The sequence below is a fragment of the Anatilimnocola aggregata genome (assembly GCF_007747655.1).
GTDB classification, from domain to species: domain Bacteria; phylum Planctomycetota; class Planctomycetia; order Pirellulales; family Pirellulaceae; genus Anatilimnocola; species Anatilimnocola aggregata.
The window spans coordinates 6,119,222-6,138,628 of the sequence record NZ_CP036274.1; the positions used below are offsets into that span (position 1 = coordinate 6,119,222).

A 19,407-nucleotide genomic window follows, 5' to 3' on the forward strand; every position below is an offset into this window, starting at 1 on the left:
GGTGTACTTAAAGCGTACTCGCCCAGACCGCCATGTGTGGCGTTTTTGCACACCACCTGCCAGCGAAAATTGGCGAGATTCCGAAAAAGCGGCCGGCGCGAAAAACAAAGAAAACACAAAGCCATATACGGCAATGGCTTGCATCGAATTTTCTGCGGCTGTTGAGTTCTGGCACAGCGAGTGCTTTAGGACTGAGACATCACTGCTACCTCGCAGTGATGAAACGGTTTGTTGTGCAAACTGGCCCGTTGGGGGCTCTGACGGTATTTCACAAAAGCGGCAGTTAGCCCCTGGTCGCTTTCGTATTCCAATTGTTCGTTGGAGACGCCAGAGCCCCCACTTTCTTTTACGCTGCTTCCAGCGTGCCAGTTTGCCTACCAATATTATTACTTGGCTGAGCCCACCGTTACCAGTTTTCTGCCTCGGTTTTTCGGGAATTACGCGCTTCGATCTTTAGCACCACCCCTAACACTCTCCGCAGTTGGCGTACCAACCGCGATGGTTGCCGTGTCAGGCGAAGGTGCCGACGGCATGCTGGTTGCAACTGAACTTTCATCAGACATTCGCAACCAGCTTAATTTCTTGATCAAGCGAGGCCTTCCATGGAATTCAACGACTCGGTTATTGCGGTCTATCCCAACTACGCATCAGCTGTTGAGGGAATTACGAAACTTCACGAAAGTGGCTTCAGTGCCGACGAATACTCGATCGTAGGAGTGAAATCAGAAGATTCGCCCGATCTGGAAAACGCGGCTAACTATGGCGATCGCACCGAAACCGACGCAATGGTCGGTGCTGGAGCTGGGGGAGCGGTCGGCATCCTCGCTGGCGCGACAGTGCTCACCTTGACCGGAATTGGACCGGTAATTGCGGCTGGCGCGCTCGCGGCAGGTATTACTGGCGCGATTGTCGGCGGTTTGCTCGGCGCGTTTCAGGGCTGGGGCATTCACGAGGACCACCTGAAAAACTACGAAGAGATGGTTAAGGATGGCAAATCATTGGTTGTAGTTCGCAGTTCGGCCGCCCAAGTTGCAATCGCGTATGGGATGCTCAACACCACCGCCGCCGAAGCGGTGCACATGCACGCGGAAACAAGCGCCGACTCGCCGGAGATTGATGATCGCCCGCTGCAAAAGTCGCGTCGATAGAAACTTCTCAACCCGCGACCTTAGCGCGGCCCATGGTCGCGGCTTCGAGTATCTTGTGCTCGGTTGCTTCAGCTCGGTTGAAACTGCCGGTGAGGTAGCCTTCGCTAAGGACGAGAATCCGATCGCAGACCGTAAGCAATTCCGGCAGTTCACTGCTAGTCATGATCACTCCGATACCATCGCGGCAGAGCTTATCGATGAGGCGATACAGTTCGGCCTTCGCGCCAACATCGACTCCGCGTGTCGGATCGTCCAGCAACAAGATTTGCGGTTCCGTCTGTAGCCACCGGCCGATAATGCACTTCTGCTGATTGCCGCCACTTAAGCTGGTAATTGCTGCAGCCAGGCCTGCCGTCTTCACGCCCAGCTTCTTGCTCGTCTCGCTCGCCATTTGCCATTCGCGACTGCTGTTGATCAGCCCCATCGCCCCAGTGCGATCAAGCGTACAGAGTGAAATATTCTGGCCGACGTTCATCGCTGTAAAGAGCCCTAGTCTCTTGCGATCTTCCGTAACGAGCGCGATACCCTCGCGGCACGCATCTATAGGATGGCGTAACTTGAGAGTTCGCCCGCGGAGTTCAATTGAGCCCTGCGGTGGCACATCCGAAGCTCCGAACAGGCACTCCAGCAGTTCCGTTCGCCCCGCGCCCATCAAACCTGCAAAGCCGAGGACTTCGCCGCGGCGCAGCTCAAACGAGATATCGTGCAGCCGCCACTCCCGCGCGTGGCCATGCCAGGGAAGCGAGAGGTTCGTTACTTTCAGCAGCACTTCGGCTGTTTGCCGTTCGGCACCGAAGTCGATCGCTTCGATTTCGCGCCCCACCATCAAGTGCGTGATTTGCTGAGAGTTGGTTTCCGTCTTGCTGAGCGTTTTTACCGTTCGTCCGTCGCGCAGCACAGTGATGCGGTCGGCCAAGTGAAAGACTTCGTCCATCTTGTGCGAGATATAGAGAATCGTAACACCCCGCTTCCGCAGTCGCTCGATGACGCGATACAGCCGGCTGACCTCTGCTTCGGTGAGCGCGCTGGTCGGCTCGTCCATAATCAGGATTTCGCTTTGCAGCGAGAGGGCCTTGGCAATTTCGATCAACTGTTGATCGCCAACGCGAAGTTCGCCGGCCAAAGTGCGGGGATGAACTTCGCACTCCAGTTCGCGTAATAAAGACGAAGCCGCTTGCTCCATGGCCCGATCGTCGCGCAGCCCCAGCCAGCCTCGGAGTTCACGCCCCAGAAAGATATTTGCTGCTGCCGATAGCTGCTCCACCAGATTCAGCTCTTGATGAATGATGCTCACGCCGGCCGCTTCCGCATCGCGCGTGCTGCGAAAGCGGACGGGCTTGCCACTGAGGAGCAATTCTCCTTCGAAGTCGGCAATCACGCCGGAGAGAATCTTCATCAGCGTGCTTTTGCCGGCACCGTTCTCGCCGCAGATGGCGTGCAACTCGCCAGGCAAGATCTCGAGCGTAACATGCTCCAGTGCCACAACGCCGGGGAAGCGCTTCGTGACGTCGCGAATCGCGATGATGGGCTCTGATGACATCGCATGAACCCTTGCAAACTACGAATTTCGACTAAGCTCGCCCACTTTGATGCCGGACAAAATGAGCAGCAAGAGAACTCCGACTCCTAATCCCACCCAAGGCCCGAACGTGACCATCGCAATCAATCCCGCAGTCAGAGCCAAGGTGGGAATCGCACAGATTCCTCGTACCCCGGCAAATACTTGTCTGCCGCTGGCCAGAAACTGCTGCATTTGCGTCAATGTAACGGCCAGTACCACCACACAACCGACGATGAGGCCTTCATAGACATCCGAGCCGGTTTTGATGATCTTGGCCACAGCGTCGATCACAATTCGCAGGAAGAGAACACCGAGAATCGTTCCCGAAACAGTGCCGACGCCACCCTGCAACGAGCAGCCACCGACCACGGCGGCGGCAATCGCATTGAGCTCGTGGCCGCGCGCTTGATTGACGGGATTTGCCACGCTTTCGTTGGCGATATAAAAGATGGCCGCGATGCTCGCTGTGAGCGCGCTAAAGCAGTAGGCAACCCATTTGACGTTCTCGGTGCGAATACCGCTCAGCCGCGCAGCTTGCTCGTTGCCGCCGAGGGCGTAAATATGACGGCCCAAGACTGTGCGACTGAGAATCAGCCAGGTGACTAACGCGAGCACCGCAAACACGACGAATGACACCCAGACGTTCTGCCGCAAATAAGCCAGGGCAGGATGATTTACATAGATTTGTGAATTGCGACTTCCTTGAGCTTGGAATGTGATGAATTCACACAGCGCGCGCGCGAAACTTCGCAGTCCCACCAAGGTTGCCAACGTTGCGATAAAAGGCGGCAAGCGGACGGCTGTGATTAGCCAGGTGTGCAGCGTGCCGATTCCCAAACCCGAAAGGACTGCCGCGCCCAAGGCCAAGACGACCGCCCCTGCCGGCGCGGGGCCAGTCTCGGGCGTAAGTAGCAGCAGAACACCCGCGCACACTGTGCCGCTGAAGGCAATGACGGAGCCGGCCGACAGGTCGATGCCCCCGGCAATAATCACAACTGCTGCGCCCAGAGCAAAGATGCCGAGCAGCGACAAGTTGCGGGCAATGTCTCGCACACTCACTTCGGGCTTGTTGAAGTAAGTGTGGTTGCTGTCAATCAAGGCCGTGGCGGTTACGACCACGACGATGGCGACGATAAGCGCTAGTTCGGTGGAATACAGAAACGATTTGGCGGTGTCGCGGTTGCCGCTCATGAGCTCTTGAGGTTGTTATCTTTGAGCCATTGGCGTAGCGTTGGCAGCGTCATGAACTCAACGGCATTTTTGTCGAACATCTCTTCCTTGAGGGGCGAATTTGTCTCCGGCGCGACGATGCGAATCTTGGTGGTCAAGATATCTCCGTCCGGCTGTCCCTGGTTCGGATACATTTCCTTGATCACGGCCTCGTCCTTTTCGTACATGGCCTTGAGGAGTCGAACTGCCTGCTTGGCCATGTCGTAAGGATCTTGCACACAAAGTGCGTCTAGATTCCCTTGTCTCATCGCTTCGATCGAGCCTTCGGCTGCATCGAACGTGACCACGGCGACCTGCTCACGAGCCTGACGTTCACTGACCACTGTGGCGATTGCCGGGCCGTTGTAAGCCCAGATGCCAATCAGCGCGACAATATCGTTGTGATTGGTCAGGGCGTTGCGAACATTCTCCTGGGCTTTCCCTTTATCACCGCCGTCGGCCATGCGATCTCGATCTTCGAAGCTGGTGCCCAAACCCTGCTTCACACCATCCATGCGGGCGCGGCCATTGTCGCTACCAGTGTCACCCACGAATTGGATGTAAGCGCCCTTCTCTTGATTGCGGGCTGCCAGAATGGCCTTCGTTGCGGCCCCCATGGCTTTGCCGGCATCCAGGTTATTAGTGCCGATATAAAACGCGCGGGCATCGCGAAAGCGATCGCGGTTCACGTCGTTGTCGACGGTGATGACCTTCACACCTGCCGCCTGCAGGTTCTTCATCTCTTCGACAATGGCCGCGTTATCGGCCTGAATTGGCGAAATGGCCACGCCGACAATATCGGACTGGCTGGCGAATTGGCGCAATTTGTCGATCTGCCCTTGCGGCGTGCCGTCGTTCGATTCAAACGTTACGCTCATGCCCGCTTCGGGCAGCTTCCAGGCTTTTTCACCGGCAAAGAAGCCGGCGCGGGCTGCATCCCAAAACGGGTCAGGCGTGTTGATCAGAAACACGATCCGCTTGCCGCTGGAACCGGTCGAAGGCGTGCCAGGATCGCCACCCGGCTGCTTGCCGGCTTCAGTACAGCCGGCAATTAACAGCAGCGAGGCTGCGACGAGCGCAAACCCAGGACGTAGCATCTTGCAAAGCATGGGAGAGATACCTTTGACAGATGAAAACCGGCAACAGCGCGGGCCGCAAAGCGCAGCAAGCGTTTTCGGCTTACTTCTTTCCTTCGTCCGTGATCGTGCCCGAGCCTGGCTTGCCATCGGGACCGCTGCAGCCTGCCACAGCACCGCAAGTCAAGGCCAGCAACATCGTCCACAGCAACCAGTTACGCAACATCGCACATTCTCCAAGAAAGGGAACCTGTCAAAACCTGAAATCTTAATTATCCGCGGCTAGCAACGCAAGCTTCGACAGTAATGAGCGCGAGCTAATTTGCTTGGTCCGCCCGATCATGGGACGGCCTGAATTCGAACCAGTTAAGCATCCCAGGCAATCGCTATCGGTGAGAGCAACAGGATCACCACAACTCAGCCCTTCGCTGCGAAAGCTCGCGGCCTATTTTCAGCCTAAACGTCCAACAATACCCTCGATTGTTGAACACCAATCTGCCGGAAACCCGAGAGTTGCGCTATCTGCTGTCCAACAATAGGCCCGATTGTTGGACACCCCCCTTTTGCGGTTTGCTCGCCAAAGTGGCATCCCAAGATCGCTTGCTGCCCAAGTCTCACAAATTGCCTCACTGCCAGCCAATGATCCGCGCCGCAGTTCAGTTCTCACCGCTCGCCTGCCGATGCAAGTAAGAACCTCTTCTCCTGCCTTCTATTCCCACCTGCTGACACTTCTCTTCGATTTTCCCACCCGTCCTTGCAGACTGTCCCTCTATGCCTTCCTTGCTGCGATCAGCGCCGGCCCCTGCGCGCACTCGTCCCGACGCTCGCTTGCTACCAACAATTCCCGGTTATGAGTTGGTAAAGCGACTGGCCGTAGGGAACCAGTTTGAACTCTTTCGTGCGCGACCGGCGGGGCCTGTTCGGCAATCGTCTGCTGACTATGTCATCAAGTCGATTCGCTCCGATGTGGCCGACCGCAGCCTGGCCCGCGCGATTCTGCAGCGCGAAGCGCTAGTCGCCACTTCACTCGCTCATCCGCATCTGATCAGCGTGTTTAATTACCAGCTGGGCGAACATGAGAGCGACGTTGCCTATCTCGTCCTGCCCTATGCACCGGGACAAACCCTGCGCAATTTGATAACGCAAGGTGCAAAGGTGCCCGTACCGCAAGCACTTTGGTATGTGCGACAAACGGCCGAAGCGCTCGGCGCGCTGCATGGCGGCGGTTGGCTGCACGGCGATGTGAAGCCTGAGAACCTGATTGTTTCCGATCAGGGGCATGTCACGCTGATCGACCTGGGGCTTGCCCGGCGGTTGGAGTCGGGCGAGTGCCACACCGGCACCTGGCTGGCCGGCGATGCTGCTTATCTGCCACCCGAAGCATTTCTCTCCGGTTATCAACTAACCGCCGCTGCGGATATCTATTCGCTGGGACTCACGCTGCTTCATTTGCTGCGCGGCGCAGTCCCCAACTCGCCCGCTCCGCTGCTCGACAACTGGCATGCCGCACAAGATCTGCGCGTCTCGCGCCCCGATGTCAGCCGCGAAGTGGCCACCCTCATCGCCAAGCTGACGTCAACAGAGCCAATCCGCCGCCCCCTCGTCAGCGAACTACTCGCCACCCTCTCGCGACTCGAAATCGAATCGCTCATGCAGTGGTAAGTGGCTGGGACAACTTAAAAGTTGAATTCCACACCAAAACTGATTCCTTGCAACCAGAAATCGGTATCGCGGAAGGCGAAGGCCGGCACCTGGTCGCCAATCACCGGATTGCTCAGGTTGACCCGCGTATCGATTTGATCGCCGGCCCAAGCCACATCGTTCCAATACAGGAATGAATAACCCATGGTGAACGTCCAGTTATTCTGCTGATAAGCGAGTGTGAAGTTGGCCTCGGGAACGAAGGTAAATACATCGCGCGAGTATTGGCCGATGTTCGTCGACCGCGCCAAGAGTCCGTTGGGCGACTGCACTGCCGGTCCAACTTCCGGCGCGATCAACGTGCCACCTTCGATCGTCACACTTTGACGCTGATTGCCGATGGCCATTTTGCCAAGCAGCGATAACGTCCACGGCCCACGATAAAAATCCGCCGCCAGGCCGAGCACGCCGCCGTGAAACTCATTCTTGGTGCGGAAGTAATCGCGCATCGAGATCGTCGTGTTCGGCGGAAAGATTGCCTGGGGATCGAGCAGGACCAGTTCGGAATTGCGAATCTCCAAGCTATCGTCGAGTCGCGAAAATTGATAACCGCCGAGCAGATCGACTTGCCAACAATCTGATCCGGCCCACGCATGCCGCACAAACGCATCGGCCCCCAGCATCGAGGATCGCGATTGAATGTCGATTACGCCGTCGGTCGAAACGCCCGGAAAAGCTACGAGTAGCGCATCTTGTTGCAGGAGCAAGGCGTTGAAAAACGGCCGGGCCAGAATGGGCGAGCCTGTCGCCGATTCAGCATGATAACTATCCGTACTGTCACCCAGACCATAGAACCGACCCACGGCAGTCCAGGCACCTTCGGCATCCAGTTGATGCCCCAGAGTTAAGCGGCCACCGCTGCGCCAATCGGTGCCAATATCGTTGTTGCCATACAGGATCGTAGTGCTGAACAAACCGAGCACGCCGGCCTCTGCCATGTCGGTGCCATCAAAGCTGGTCGTCACCAGCGGCGGCAAAGCGCGCCCGCGCCCCCACCACATCAGGTATTCAATGCGCGCGAAGTTGCGCGTTGGACAGCAGCAACACACATCGCCGCAGCCATCGTTTAGTTGGCAGGCGTCGCAAGCAGTGGCACAGCCAATGTCGCCCATCGTCGCAATGCCGGGATCAAACGGTTGACTGGCGGCTGGGTCATAGTACTGCGTCGATCCATCATCCTGCTTACCCGTGAAGTCGGCCGGTGCGGGAGGAATTGTGTTGTTGTCGTTGTCATCGTAGTAGCTAGTGAGTTCGTGCTGTGCGCGCGGCATAGCTCCCGGTTTGACTGCGCTCGTCTGAATCGTCCGCGCCCTGGCATTGCCAGCCACAATCGGCGGCAAGTCTTCTTCAGCGAGAGGGGCCTCATCGACGGCCGATTTCGATGCAGCTGACACTGCTCGACCATCCCCCGGCACGTACGACTTCCAACTGCGCGGGCCAAAGTTCTGAGCTTGAACGTGTGGGGCGAACAAGGTGATTAAGGCCAGGGCCGACGATAGCTGCCAGAACTGATTCATTTCCGCCTACTCCCAATTGCCTCGTGGCAGCGAAGCACGATCCACGACACCGCTCCATCAGGGGCAAAACGACTTTGCCGCTTCTGACGAATATTCCGGGCCTATCAACCCAATCGGCTTTAACGTCTGTAGCGAATAACTCGACTCTGACGATTCCGGTCGTAGAAGCTGCGCAAGATATTCCAGCTAGCAATTGTTCCGCTGGCGCGCGGAGTGTCGGCCATTCTCAAGGGAGGTTGGGTCACGTAGCTCGCGAGTGAAATGGCCCGCTGGCATGACGTAGATTCCTCTGGCATCAGATTTTCGAGTGGAGCGACTGCGTTGATCCTGTTCGTGCTGAGCATGGCGATCATGAACATCGGCCTGGGTTATTCCCTGGCCGTGCTGCTGTCTGATGCGCCCCTGATCTCGCCGACGCTGGTCAAGCGCTTGCTAACCGTGACTAGCAAAGCCCCGAAGGTCGAGCCTGCGGTAGAGACCGTCCCTCTCACCGTTGCCGATCTGCCGGCGATTTGGCACGAACGATTGACCGCTGCGAACTTGCCTCCCGAGTCATTCGTCGAGGGACTTCTGTTGCATCTTTATCTGGCTGCCACTCCCTATCGCGAGCAGCTGCTCACTGCTGAAGTTCGCGGCCGCCACGCCCTTAGTCGGCTCGATCAGCCCGCTGAATCTCAACTCCTCACCGACGTCCGCACACTGCATCACAATTGGCGGACCACGCTCGACGAAGTATTGCAAATCATCAGGCAGTTCGCCGACCGCCTGCTCGACGAAACCCCGATCGTCTCGCAACTCGAATTGCTCTTGGAAGAACAATTGACAGCGCTCGACCGGTTGGGCCATGACCTGCAGCAAATCGACCTGGCTAAAGAACCCGAACTTGGCGCGCGGCAGATACTCGCCCAACTTGCGGCGTCCGTCGAACTGCTCCATAGGGGTCGCGACGGCTGGCAGCACTTGCTGGGCAAGCAACTCCGCGGTGGCAATCAGAAAACGCTCCCCTCGCAGCCGCTGTACCTTGACTCCCTTACGGGCCAGATCAGTCGCGTGGGAATGGAAAGCCTATTCCACTTGTGGTGGGCCGAAGATCCCCAGCGCCTGCGCCTGGTCAGTTGTGCGCTTGTCGATATCGACCGTCTCGCGCGTCTCAACGATCGACTTGGTCCTCGCGCTGGCGACCGGATTCTCGCTGCCGCGGCGGAGTTGCTTTGTGGCGGCATCCGGACCGATCGCGGCTTCGACCGTCTCGTCCGCTACTCCGGTCAGCAGTTCCTATTGTTCTTTGGCGATACCGGCCCGCGCAACGCCGGCAGCGCCCTCGAACGCATTCGGCAATCGCTGGAGGCGGTCACACTCGACTACGAAGGGACCGAACTCGATCTCTCCATCAGCGCCGGCATCGCTGCCATCCAGCGTAACGACACGCTCGACCTCTTCCTCGCCCGCCTCAACCGGTCACTGCAGGACGCCAAACTCCACGGCCGTAATCGGACATCGGTAGACGAAGGGGAGGGGCCGCAACTCATTGCCGACCCTCAGTATTACCCGGTTCGCGCCAAATGCGTCCGCATCGAGCAGGCCTAAGCTTGCTTGTCGAACAATCTGGCCGTAGCGGACGATACGCCGCTGGCATTCGCTGGCAAACCTTCCGACTGGCCACGAATTTAGTTCACGCGCACGACGGCTGGCGGCTGCCAGGTACCTTCGCCCGCAGGAAGAATGGACGGCGTTTCGGTCTTCGGCCAATAGAGTCGCATCACCAGATAGATGGGACCATCGGGTGCGGGGAGCCAGTTGCTTTCTTTGCCTTCGCCCGGGCTTTCTTTTTGAATGTAGAGCGTGAGTGAGCCGTCTTCGTTCTTTTTCATACTCGGCAGCATCGGGGCGTTAATCAGGTAGCGATTGATCGGATTCTTAATCAGCAGTTGGCTCTTGCCGTCGTACATCGTCACCGACCAGAAAGAATTGACCGGCGGCAATTGGCCGGCCGGGAATGTGATCGTGTACTGGTGCTTGTTGCCATCGAGTGTTTCACCGTCGGCATCGACGCGCGTAATCGGATAGACCGCTTCAGCAGCGTCGTTCCCATAGATGCCACCTTTCGCTGCCGCTGCCCGCATGAGCCAGTCGCTTTTGAAAAACTCCCGATTGCCAAAGAACGAACCGATGCTCCAGCCATTTACTTTTTTGATCCCGCTAGCCAGGAACTTGTCGACCTTCTCGTCACCAGCTTTCATCCCCAGCATGACCGCAGCCTTGTGCTCCAGCGAAAGATCCTTGAGTTCGAACTTCTTGCCGGGGCCAATCCCAATCGTGGCCAGTTTTTCGCGGATTGGCTTATCTTCTGCCGATTCAGGAACAAATTGCAGCGCGGCGTCTAGATACTCGAAAAAGTTCTGCTTGATTCCGTCGGTCGTTGCGGGCAGGAAATCGATTTTGGGAGCAGCCGGAGGTGCGGCCTGTTTTAAGAAGGACGACAACGGCTGCACTTTGTATCCAGCCTGCACTTTTTCGACGTTCGGCATGTCGTCGGGCTGAAACAACTGCGTCCGAAAAAGTGCGAGGGAGAACGGCGTGGTTGAGGTAAAGACCTCCTTGATTCCCGCCGGCTTGTCGACCTTCGCATCCGGGCCGACCACCAGGTAGTCACCAGCTTCCGGGCCCGTCGCGCGACTTCCCATATAGCCGTAGTTGTACGTATTGCCGTCGATCAACTGCACCGAATAATAGCGATCCAGCGGCACTGCCGGTACCGAAATGACCATGGGCTCGGCCCGCAGATCGAGCCATACAACGGAGTAAGGAGTGTCGCTATTCGGCGTGACCACCGCGGTATCTTCATAGGTCGCTACGCGGTGCGTGTTATCGAGTTGGTTGAACGGCGCTTTGAACTGGCTCCCCTTCGCATCCACCGCATATTCGTTCATCACCGCGTAGTTCATCACAATTGGCAGGCCGAAAATAAAGCCCTCTTCCGCGATGGCTTTCGTCTCTTCCAAGCCGGGAGCCGGCACGCCAGCCTGCTTATCGGCTTTGACGGCCGCAGTAATTGGGTCATCCATCTTTCCGCATCCGGTAATTAGAAGAGTGGTTCCGACTATTAGAGGAAACCAGGAACGTGGCAGGTTCATAAAAGCATCCTTCGGTGGCAAGTTGTTAGCCCGGCTGAATTCACATGAATTTTGGCCAACGCGGAACGTATGCGCACCCAATATAGCGAGGCCGTTTGGCATCGGCCCGTGCTTGACCGAAATTTACCCCTGGATCACAACAACGGGCGATGATGGGTCCGACAAGGCGTTGCCGGGTGGCAGTTGCAGCACCCTAGCGGGATAACTAGATTGGAGTGGACTTCCCTTCGGAGCCAAAACTGGCTCTCCCGCCGTTTCTCGCTGCTCTCTGTTGCTGCCCACGTCTGGATCATCGCTCAAGTTATTGCGCATGGTGGATTGCTCCCGCTACGAAAGCTCTCATGTCGTTTGCCGAGTTGAATCCGAACTATCTCGCCCTGCCGGTTGCCGCGCTGGTGCTGATTCTATCGGCCGTTGCCGAAACGATGCACTCCCGCCGCAGTCGCGCGCTCGCGCGACTAGCCTTCGGACCGACCGGCGAACCGCGCGTTTGGACGCAAGCTGTGCCACTGCTGCGCGTGATCGCGGCGACAGCGCTCGCCTGGGGATTAGTCATCCTCGCCATTGCACCAAGCGAAGGAATCCAGACGACCGGCGCGGATAGCGACGAAACGGTCGCCCCCGCAGACATTCAGCGAGTGATTCTGCTGCTTGACGTTTCACCAAGCATGGCAATTTCTGACTCGGGCGAGAATCGCGACCTGCAGCGCCGCCAGCGCGTGCTGCAAGTGATTCAAGGGATCTTCCCCCGCATTTCGCTCGGGCGGACCCGCTTCAGTATTATTGCCTTCTTCACTTCCGCGCGGCCGGTGGTTGTCGATGCCTACGATACCGCCGTCATCACCAACGTGCTCGATAACTTGCCGCTGGTCTGGGCCTTTGAGCCGGGCAAGACGAATGTGATTGAAGGGCTGCAAGCGACGGCCGACATGGCCCGCGACTGGGCCCCCAATAGCACGACGGTCTTCTTGTGCACCGACGGCGACACGCTCGACTTCAGCCGTATTCCCAAGATGCCGCGGTCGATCAATCAGTTTCAAATCTTTGCCGTCGGCGATCCCGTCGTCGGCACGTTCATCGACGGCCACGATTCTCGCCAGCAGTCCGGTGTGTTGCGCCGCCTGGCTGCCGAATTGCGCGGATCCTATTACGACGTCAACACCCAACACGTACCAACCTCCGCGCTCGCAGAACTGGCCATCACTCCTCCCAAGCCCGCCAAGCTTGGCTTCACTTGGAAAGATCTGGCGCTCGGCGCGATCGGCATCGGTGCGGCGCTGTTGGCATTCTTGCCGCTGTTGCTCGAATATTTGGGCTGTGCGTGGAATGCCGAGCGAGAGTTGCCCCTGATGCGCAATCGTGAAGAAGAACCGGCATTGTCCGCTGTAACGCGCGGTCGGGAGACGGTCGCATGAATCGCAAATCGTTAAAAAAATGGTTCGTCCTCCTCTGGTTGCTCGTGCCCGTCGGCCTGGTTAGCTATCACTTCGGCCCCGGCCAACAAGAACTCGCCTGGCGTGAAGCGGCCGCTTACCGGGCAGAAGCAGAAGAACACGAGAAGAAGCAGCACTGGGAACAAGCGATTGCCGCCTATGGCAAGGCCGTGAGCGCCGTTCCTTCTTTCGGCGACGATGCTTCTGCGGCCAGCGTGGCCCGCGATCAATTGCGGCTCGCGCAGATCCGCGCAGCGTTTCAGTTGGGCAAGCTCGATGACACGCTCACCGACGCCCGGCAATTTGTCGAGCAAGTCGAAGCGACCCATGGCCCTGCATCGAAGTTGGCCTACGACGCGCGGGATTTTCTCGGCCGCGTGCATTATCAGGCCATGATTGCCCTCCGGCTGGAATCGGCCGAAGAGCAGGTCTGGAGGAAGCACTGGGAGCTGTCGCGGCAGAATTTCCGGTTTCTCGCCGAGCACAGCGCGATGGCGCGGAACGATTTGGACCGCAAGAACCTCGAAGTGGTGATCAAGTCAGCCAACTTACCCCCGCCACCGGTGCCTCCCACTAGCGGCGGAGGAGGCGGAGGTGGTGCAGCCCCACCGACCTTCACGCCGCCGACCAATGCCCCGCCCACTTCCGGCACCGCTACTGCCCCGCCAGATAATCGCCCTCGGGCGCCGACGTTGAACTCCAGCGAAGTCACTCCGCCTGAGTTTGAATTAGGATCGTAACGTACAAGCTCGCACTCATTCGCTGTTGGAAATTGTGATGAAACGAATTCTCACTCAACTCCGTTACCCGCTGGCCATGGCGATTGTATTCGCCTTTCTGAGCGGTTCTTTGTCGTCGCTCGCGCGCGGGCAAGAGAAGGCCGACGATACGGTCGAAAAGAAAGACGACAAGACGGAAGATACGGAAGCGGTCAAAAAGGCCGAGCGGCAAAAGGCTGCGGAGGCGAAAAAGGCCGCCGATGATGCCAAGAAAGCTGCGGACGAAGCGAAGAAAGCCGCTGATGACGCAAAGAAGGCTGCGGATGAAGCCAAACGCGAAGAAGAACGCCGCAAGACCGAAGAAGCTCGCATCGCCCGCGAAGCCAAGATGAAAGCTGATGCCGAGGAAGCTCGCATCGCGCGCGAAGCGAAAATGAAGCTGGAAGCTGAGGAAGCTGCTGCCCGGGCAGCGCTCAAGGCGCTCGCCGACCGAGGTGATGCCTGCTTGAAGGTCAAGATCTCCCGCACGCCCGATGAAGTGTTTCGCGCGGTTGCCCGGATGTCAGCCGGCGGCGATAAGAGCCTTCCCGACGATGAACGCTTTCAGCTCTACATGCATGCGGGCGAATGGGAAAAGCTGCACGACTTGATCGTCGTCTACCCTGGCGAACAGCCCGCGCGACTGCACGGCAAGCTCGTGGGTGAACTGATGTGGGCCAATCCCAAGGCCGTCCTACTCCCGAACGATGTGCTGCGCATCGCGGATGCGTCGCCGGTCGAACTCAACGACAAGCAGACGATCGCGTTCGGCAAGTTGCTCGCGCAAACCATTGCGAAAAACGACTCCCGCAGCGAATTGATGACGCTCCTGCGGAAGGGAACCAAGCTGCTGGGCGGGAGTGATCCGGAAAAGCGTCACGCAGCCTCGCGCGTGTTGGCCGCCGCAGAGTTCTGGAACGAAGCCAAAGAGTTCGGCCTCAAGGAAAGCGAAATTCCCGAACTGACCGCCGGCATCAAGCCCGATGCGCCGACTAAGTTCGATCCGAACTTCGAACCCATCGTCGCCAAGCTGCATGAAGGCAATCTTTCCAAGGAAGATCGGGACGCAGCTTTCAACGATCTGCACGCGGCCCTGCTGCAAGCGACTCCGTCGGTCGTCCGCAATCGACTTGGCCAGATCCTGAAAGACTCCGCGCATCCGGAACTCGCCTGGGAAGTGGTCGCCCTGATCGGTCGCAAGACGGCACGGGGCCAGGGCGATATCGACTTCGCCATTCGCCGCTCGAATCTCGAACTGCAAGAAGCGGCAGTCATGCTGCTCGCCGAAAACAAGCTCCTCAGTTCACCTCCCGGCCCAACGTTTGCCAATTTGTATGCTCGCAATTGGCTGGCCGAAGCTCAGCAGAGCTACGGGATTTTTCCCAACTGGAAGAAAGCCACGCCGGAAGGCAAAGAAAAGTATCAGCACGTCACGATTGAAGAACTCCTCCGCGCGAAACCGGCCGGCAGTTGGCTCGCTGCAGTCGAACCCCAATTGGCTAGTTCTGTGAAACTCATGATCGGCCGGCTCACGCTGATGTCCGACAACATCGAACGGATTGTGCCGCAACTGGCTGAGATTTCGAAGCGAGATAAGACCACCGCTGCGGAACTCGGCAATGCCTACTTGATTCGGTGGGCCCAACTTCACGACCCCAGCTTCACGCCCGAGGCGATGAAGCAGTACAAACTCGATGGGCACGCCATCGTACTGACCCGGGCCGAGCAGGATCAAAGCCTGCGACAACTCGGTGCGATGCTTGCCGCACTCGATCCCGAGACCCGCAAGTTGCTCGACGAGAACATGACCGTCACCGCCTTCGATCTGTGCCATAGCAAGGCGGAGATTTACACCCGCGATCAGATCGCCCAGGTCTTTGGACCATTGGAAAATCAATCGCCGACCCTCCTGCTGTCACTGCTCGAGCGGATGCGATTCAAGCTCGGTGCTCATTGGCGAAATCTCGCCATCCAGCGCGATGCCGCGACCAAGCGCGATAACGACGACGTCTTCCAGCTGGTGAACGAAGGCTATGCCGAAGCCGAGAAGATCGCCACCGAATGGCTGGCGGCTCATCCCGACGATTGGCGAACGACCTGCACGGCCGGTTCGGTACTCGCCGAATGGGCTGAGTTCTCGTACTTCCAGGCCGTGGCTTCCGATAACGACACCGATCGCTTTGCGACATATCTCAAACGTTCGTCCGCCGCGCTCGATCGCTTCCGCGCTGGGGCCAAAGCCTACGCAGAGTACGTGCCGAAGGCGAGCCGCACCGAGTTCACCTTGCTCCCCTATCGCTCCTGGTTCTACGGCCTTCTCGGCATCGCCAACGACAGCGACATCAATCTGCGCAAGGGCGTGACGCACGAATCGCTGGTAGAAATCAGTCAGGCGATGAAGAGCTTGCCGAATGGCGCGGGGGGTGTTCATCTGCAGATGTTCTCGACGATGGTGGCCGATAACGTGAAGGCCAACGTCATCGCCCCGCAGATGAAGTATCGCTATCTTTCCAGCGCGGTTGAAATCACCGGGCGCAATGCCACCGTTTATCCGGCCGAAGAGAAGGTGCAGTACTACGAATCGTTACTGCGCGAAATTCGGCTACGCTCGCGAGTCGACGGCAGTGCCAAGATTCGTCAGAACGGCGAATTCGGCGTGTTTGTTACCCTCGTTCACACGGCTGACCTGGCGCGCGAGGCCGGCGGTTTCGGCAAGTACCTGCAAAACGAAACTCGGCGGGTCGTCTCGGGCAAGACAATCGTCGAGCAGCCTCTGTATCGCGATCGCTTCGAAGAAGCCCTGCGGCTCGCCATTGGCGATTTCTTTGAACTCAAGTCGATCGTCTTCGCCGATCCGAATGCTGGTTCTCAGCCCATGGTGCCCGATAGCGCCGAAGTGAGCGTGTCTGCACCAACGGCAGCCGATGCGAACACGCCGTCATCGGACCTGAAGGACTGGCACGAGACGCCGCTCGCCTATCTGCACCTGGTGGCCAAGGATGCGACGGTCGACCGCGTACCGCCGCTGGAGATTGAACTCGACTTCTTCGATCGCGACGGCAAAGTCGTGATTCCCCTCCCTTCCAATCCGCTGCTGATTGAGATCGCCAGCGATGCACCGGCCCGCCGCGTGGCGACCGACATTGCGATTACCGAGATCGTCGACGCCCGCGAACTGGCCGAACACAAGCGACTGAAGATGGACGTGATTGCCACCTCGCATGGTCTCGTGCCCGATCTGGAAGAGCTGATCGACCTGCAAGCGTACGGCTTGAAAGTGACGAACGTCGATAATCGCGAAGGTCTGCACGTCAGCGAGTTGCACAGCGGCGACGACGGGATGTACGCCAAGTCGGAACGAAACTGGACCGTGGAGCTCGATCCTTCGCCGCTCTTGCAGGGAGCCACCAACAAGGTGGAATTCAAATTTCCGCAGCCCAAGAACGAAGCCATCGCGGTGACTTATCGCACCTACAAAGACATGGATCCCGTCGATGCGGCCGCTCAGGTCGTCCTAATGGAAGGAAAAGAAGCAGCGGCCATTGCCGAGCCGAATTATGCTGCTTGGATCATCGGCGGTTTAGCCACGCTGGCGATTGTGGGGCTCGCAATTGCCAAGGTCTTCTGGAAGAAGACCGACGAGGCGGATGCTGGCCCGCCGGCCTTCATCGCTCCCCGAGATGCCACGCCGTTTTCGGTTATCAGCTTGCTGCATCGCATTCGAACCAGCCCCATCGCGAAATTGTCCGACGCCCAGCGCGCCGAACTGCAACGCGAAATTGTCACGCTTGAGCAGGCTGCGTTTGCGGTCGAAACGAGCCCGCGCTCGAAGAGCGATTTGCAATCGCTGGCCGATCGCTGGATCAACGTCGCCCTGGCCGGCAAGTCGGGTGCTCAGGCTGTGTAGTTTCGGCAACCCTGTTCAGAATTCCCACCGTCAACCTTTCGCAGAAGCAGATACTCGTGAGCACCGCCGAACTGAATTCCATTGCCGCCAGCCAGATTGAGGAGATCCGCACACGGGTCGCCAAAGTTGTCGTCGGGCAAGACGTCGTCGTCGAACGCATCTTGATTGCCTTGCTCACCGGCGGGCACTTGCTGCTGGAAGGTGTGCCGGGACTGGCCAAGACGCTGCTCGTGAATGCTGTCGCGCGGACCATTGGCATGAGCTTCGGCCGCGTGCAGTTCACCATCGACATGCTGCCGTCCGATGTAATTGGCTCAGAAATTCTCGATCAAGCGACGCACCAGTTTCGCATTCACAAGGGGCCGGTCTTCACCAACCTACTCCTCGCGGACGAAATCAACCGCGCTGCTCCCAAGGTGCAAGGCTGCTTGCTGGAAGCGATGCAGGAACGCAAAGTCACGCTCGGCGGCAACACGTTTCCGCTACCTGCGCCGTTTCTGGTCATCGCCACGCAGAACCCCATCGAGCAATCGGGAACGTTCGAGTTGCCCGAAGCCCAACTCGACCGCTTCATGCTCTGCCATCGGCTGGAGTATCCCTCAGCCGATCAGGAGAAAGAAGTTTATCGTCGGCAATTGAACATGGGTCTCGTTCGGCAGGATGGTGGCGGCGCGGTGCCACGTTCCGCGTTCGATATGATCTCTGCGAATCCGGTTTGCGGAATTCCGGAACTCGTCAACATGATGGAGCAGGTCCAGTCGATTCACGTCAGCGAGGCTTTTACCGAGCACGTCGTCCGTACCGTTCGCCGTACTCGTGAACACTCCGCCCTGGCCGTCGGCTGCAGTCCGCGTGCTGGCTTGTCGCTCGTTCAGGCATCGCGCGCTCGCGCCTTATTGCACAACCGCTCGTATGTGGTTCCGGAAGACATGATCGCCCTGGCCGAAGACGTGATTCTGCACCGCATTCGCTTGACTTACGAGAGCGTCGCCCGCGGCGTCCACGCCCGCGATGTGCTCGAAGAAATCATGCGTGAGTTGTAATCGTCGCGAATATGTGTTGAATCCGTTTTTCTCTCCCGCATCGCCCGCGTTGAGCTATGTCTTACTTACTACCACCCATCACGAATCCGCGCAGACAGTTTGAATTCGAAATCAAACTGCTGGCCGACAGCTTGAGCTTCGGCGGCGATGCCTCGCGCTTTTTAGGGTCGGGCTTGGAGTATGCGCAGTCGCGACCCTATGAACCGGGCGATCCCGTCAAGCTGATCGATTGGCGAGTCACTGCTCGCACGGGAAAGCCGTTCGTCAAAGAGTACGAAGCAGCGCGGCAAGTTCCCATTTATCTGGCGGTCGATACTTCGGCGTCGATGTGCGTTGGCTCGGTCGAACAGAGCAAGTACTACTGGGCCGTGCGTCTCGCGGCGGGCATTGCTCTCGCGGGACTCGAGCGTCTTAGTCCCGTTGGTGTGGTCGCCGGCGGCGAGCGCGACTTGCGCGTTACACCCACGCTGTCTTCACAAAGCCTGCTGCAGTGGGCCGAACAATTGCGGCAATACGATTTTCGCGAACGAACCCTCCTCTCTTCGCGATTGCGAACGCTGGCTGCGTCGCTCAAGTCTCGCTCGATCGTCTTCGTCCTCAGCGATTTGCATGACGAAGGAGCGATCAACGTGATTGAACTGCTCGCGACCAATCACGAAGTAGTCGTGCTCTGGCTGCAAGATCCGGCTGAGGTTACCTTGCCCCGCGGTGGCATCTTCCGCGCTCGCGAAGCAGAGACCGGCAGTAAGGCCGTCCTGCATGGCTGGACCAAGCTCAGCACGAATGACCGCATCCGCGAATCGCTCGTGCAAAGCGGCATCGAGTTCCTGCATCTGCCGATTGACAGTCCGGTTCTCCCTCGCGTTCGTTATTTTCTCAAGCATCGCAAGTCACTCGGCCACGATTAACCCGCTGAAGCG

General features: G+C 58.3%; 14 protein-coding genes. 8 read left to right on the forward strand and 6 right to left on the reverse strand.

Annotated features, from left to right (window positions below):
* Positions 1–602: 602 nt before the first annotated feature.
* Positions 603–1,148, forward strand: coding sequence for a DUF1269 domain-containing protein (locus tag ETAA8_RS23100; RefSeq protein WP_145093960.1), 546 nt, complete (start codon positions 603–605; stop codon positions 1,146–1,148).
* A 7-nt stretch (positions 1,149–1,155) separates the two neighbouring features.
* Here the strand turns inward: ETAA8_RS23100 and ETAA8_RS23105 are convergent, their stop codons facing one another.
* The 4 genes from ETAA8_RS23105 to ETAA8_RS35665 form a co-directional block, all read right to left on the reverse strand.
* On the reverse strand, positions 1,156–2,688 hold the full coding sequence (locus ETAA8_RS23105; protein ID WP_145093963.1) for a sugar ABC transporter ATP-binding protein: 1,533 nt from the start codon (positions 2,686–2,688) through the stop codon (positions 1,156–1,158).
* Between the two features lie 18 nt (positions 2,689–2,706).
* Complete coding sequence (locus ETAA8_RS23110) at positions 2,707–3,900, reverse strand: ABC transporter permease (protein ID WP_145093966.1); 1,194 nt, start codon at positions 3,898–3,900, stop codon at positions 2,707–2,709.
* A complete protein-coding gene (locus tag ETAA8_RS23115; RefSeq protein WP_202921214.1) occupies positions 3,897–5,027 on the reverse strand; it encodes a substrate-binding domain-containing protein in 1,131 nt (376 codons plus the stop codon). The genes ETAA8_RS23110 and ETAA8_RS23115 overlap by 4 nt, the downstream gene beginning before the upstream one ends.
* A gap of 70 nt (positions 5,028–5,097) precedes the next feature.
* The gene (locus ETAA8_RS35665; RefSeq protein ID WP_261343577.1) at positions 5,098–5,220 is read right to left on the reverse strand and encodes a hypothetical protein; all 123 of its coding nucleotides are present in this window, start codon (positions 5,218–5,220) and stop codon (positions 5,098–5,100) included.
* Positions 5,221–5,765: 545 nt separating this feature from the next.
* On the opposite strand from ETAA8_RS35665, the gene ETAA8_RS23120 reads away from it, so the two are divergent.
* Positions 5,766–6,656, forward strand: a complete 891-nt coding sequence (locus tag ETAA8_RS23120) for a serine/threonine-protein kinase (protein WP_145093972.1) — start codon at positions 5,766–5,768, stop codon at positions 6,654–6,656.
* Positions 6,657–6,670: 14 nt separating this feature from the next.
* Here ETAA8_RS23120 and ETAA8_RS23125 read toward each other — a convergent pair whose 3' ends face one another.
* Positions 6,671–8,212: a BBP7 family outer membrane beta-barrel protein gene (locus ETAA8_RS23125; protein ID WP_145093975.1), complete on the reverse strand. Its 1,542-nt coding sequence runs from the start codon at positions 8,210–8,212 to the stop codon at positions 6,671–6,673.
* 321 nt (positions 8,213–8,533) lie between these two features.
* Between ETAA8_RS23125 and ETAA8_RS23130 the strand changes: the two genes are divergently transcribed.
* Entirely contained in the window at positions 8,534–9,799 is a 1,266-nt protein-coding gene (locus ETAA8_RS23130) for a sensor domain-containing diguanylate cyclase (protein ID WP_202921215.1), read from the forward strand.
* A gap of 80 nt (positions 9,800–9,879) precedes the next feature.
* Here ETAA8_RS23130 and ETAA8_RS23135 read toward each other — a convergent pair whose 3' ends face one another.
* Positions 9,880–11,277 carry a DUF1254 domain-containing protein gene (locus ETAA8_RS23135; protein WP_238397542.1) on the reverse strand — a complete coding sequence of 466 codons (1,398 nt, stop codon included), beginning with the start codon at positions 11,275–11,277 and terminating at the stop codon, positions 9,880–9,882.
* A gap of 410 nt (positions 11,278–11,687) precedes the next feature.
* Between ETAA8_RS23135 and ETAA8_RS23140 the strand changes: the two genes are divergently transcribed.
* From ETAA8_RS23140 to ETAA8_RS23160, 5 genes are read left to right on the forward strand one after another with little or no spacing between them, the layout of a single operon-like run.
* Positions 11,688–12,761 (forward strand): vWA domain-containing protein, encoded by a 1,074-nt coding sequence (locus tag ETAA8_RS23140; protein WP_145093985.1) that lies wholly within the window; start codon positions 11,688–11,690, stop codon positions 12,759–12,761.
* Entirely contained in the window at positions 12,758–13,519 is a 762-nt protein-coding gene (locus tag ETAA8_RS23145; RefSeq protein WP_145093988.1) for a hypothetical protein, read from the forward strand. Before ETAA8_RS23140 ends, ETAA8_RS23145 begins: the two co-directional genes overlap by 4 nt.
* 37 nt (positions 13,520–13,556) lie before the next feature.
* Positions 13,557–17,444, forward strand: a complete 3,888-nt coding sequence (locus ETAA8_RS23150; RefSeq protein WP_145093991.1) for a hypothetical protein — start codon at positions 13,557–13,559, stop codon at positions 17,442–17,444.
* Positions 17,445–17,500: 56 nt separating this feature from the next.
* Positions 17,501–18,487 (forward strand): AAA family ATPase, encoded by a 987-nt coding sequence (locus ETAA8_RS23155; RefSeq protein WP_238397543.1) that lies wholly within the window; start codon positions 17,501–17,503, stop codon positions 18,485–18,487.
* 56 nt (positions 18,488–18,543) lie between these two features.
* Positions 18,544–19,395, forward strand: coding sequence for a DUF58 domain-containing protein (locus tag ETAA8_RS23160; protein ID WP_145093997.1), 852 nt, complete (start codon positions 18,544–18,546; stop codon positions 19,393–19,395).
* Positions 19,396–19,407: the final 12 nt, after the last annotated feature.

Coding starts and splice junctions, on each gene's coding strand:
- ETAA8_RS23140 (WP_145093985.1), top strand. CDS start 11,688: ATGTCGTTTGCCGAGTTGAATCCGAACTATCTCGCCCTGCCGGTTGCC.
- ETAA8_RS35665 (WP_261343577.1), bottom strand. CDS start 5,220: ATGTTGCGTAACTGGTTGCTGTGGACGATGTTGCTGGCCTTGACTTGC.
- ETAA8_RS23135 (WP_238397542.1), bottom strand. CDS start 11,277: ATGGATGACCCAATTACTGCGGCCGTCAAAGCCGATAAGCAGGCTGGC.
- ETAA8_RS23100 (WP_145093960.1), top strand. CDS start 603: ATGGAATTCAACGACTCGGTTATTGCGGTCTATCCCAACTACGCATCA.
- ETAA8_RS23105 (WP_145093963.1), bottom strand. CDS start 2,688: ATGTCATCAGAGCCCATCATCGCGATTCGCGACGTCACGAAGCGCTTC.
- ETAA8_RS23160 (WP_145093997.1), top strand. CDS start 18,544: ATGTCTTACTTACTACCACCCATCACGAATCCGCGCAGACAGTTTGAA.
- ETAA8_RS23145 (WP_145093988.1), top strand. CDS start 12,758: ATGAATCGCAAATCGTTAAAAAAATGGTTCGTCCTCCTCTGGTTGCTC.
- ETAA8_RS23125 (WP_145093975.1), bottom strand. CDS start 8,212: ATGAATCAGTTCTGGCAGCTATCGTCGGCCCTGGCCTTAATCACCTTG.
- ETAA8_RS23150 (WP_145093991.1), top strand. CDS start 13,557: ATGAAACGAATTCTCACTCAACTCCGTTACCCGCTGGCCATGGCGATT.
- ETAA8_RS23120 (WP_145093972.1), top strand. CDS start 5,766: ATGCCTTCCTTGCTGCGATCAGCGCCGGCCCCTGCGCGCACTCGTCCC.
- ETAA8_RS23115 (WP_202921214.1), bottom strand. CDS start 5,027: ATGCTTTGCAAGATGCTACGTCCTGGGTTTGCGCTCGTCGCAGCCTCG.
- ETAA8_RS23110 (WP_145093966.1), bottom strand. CDS start 3,900: ATGAGCGGCAACCGCGACACCGCCAAATCGTTTCTGTATTCCACCGAA.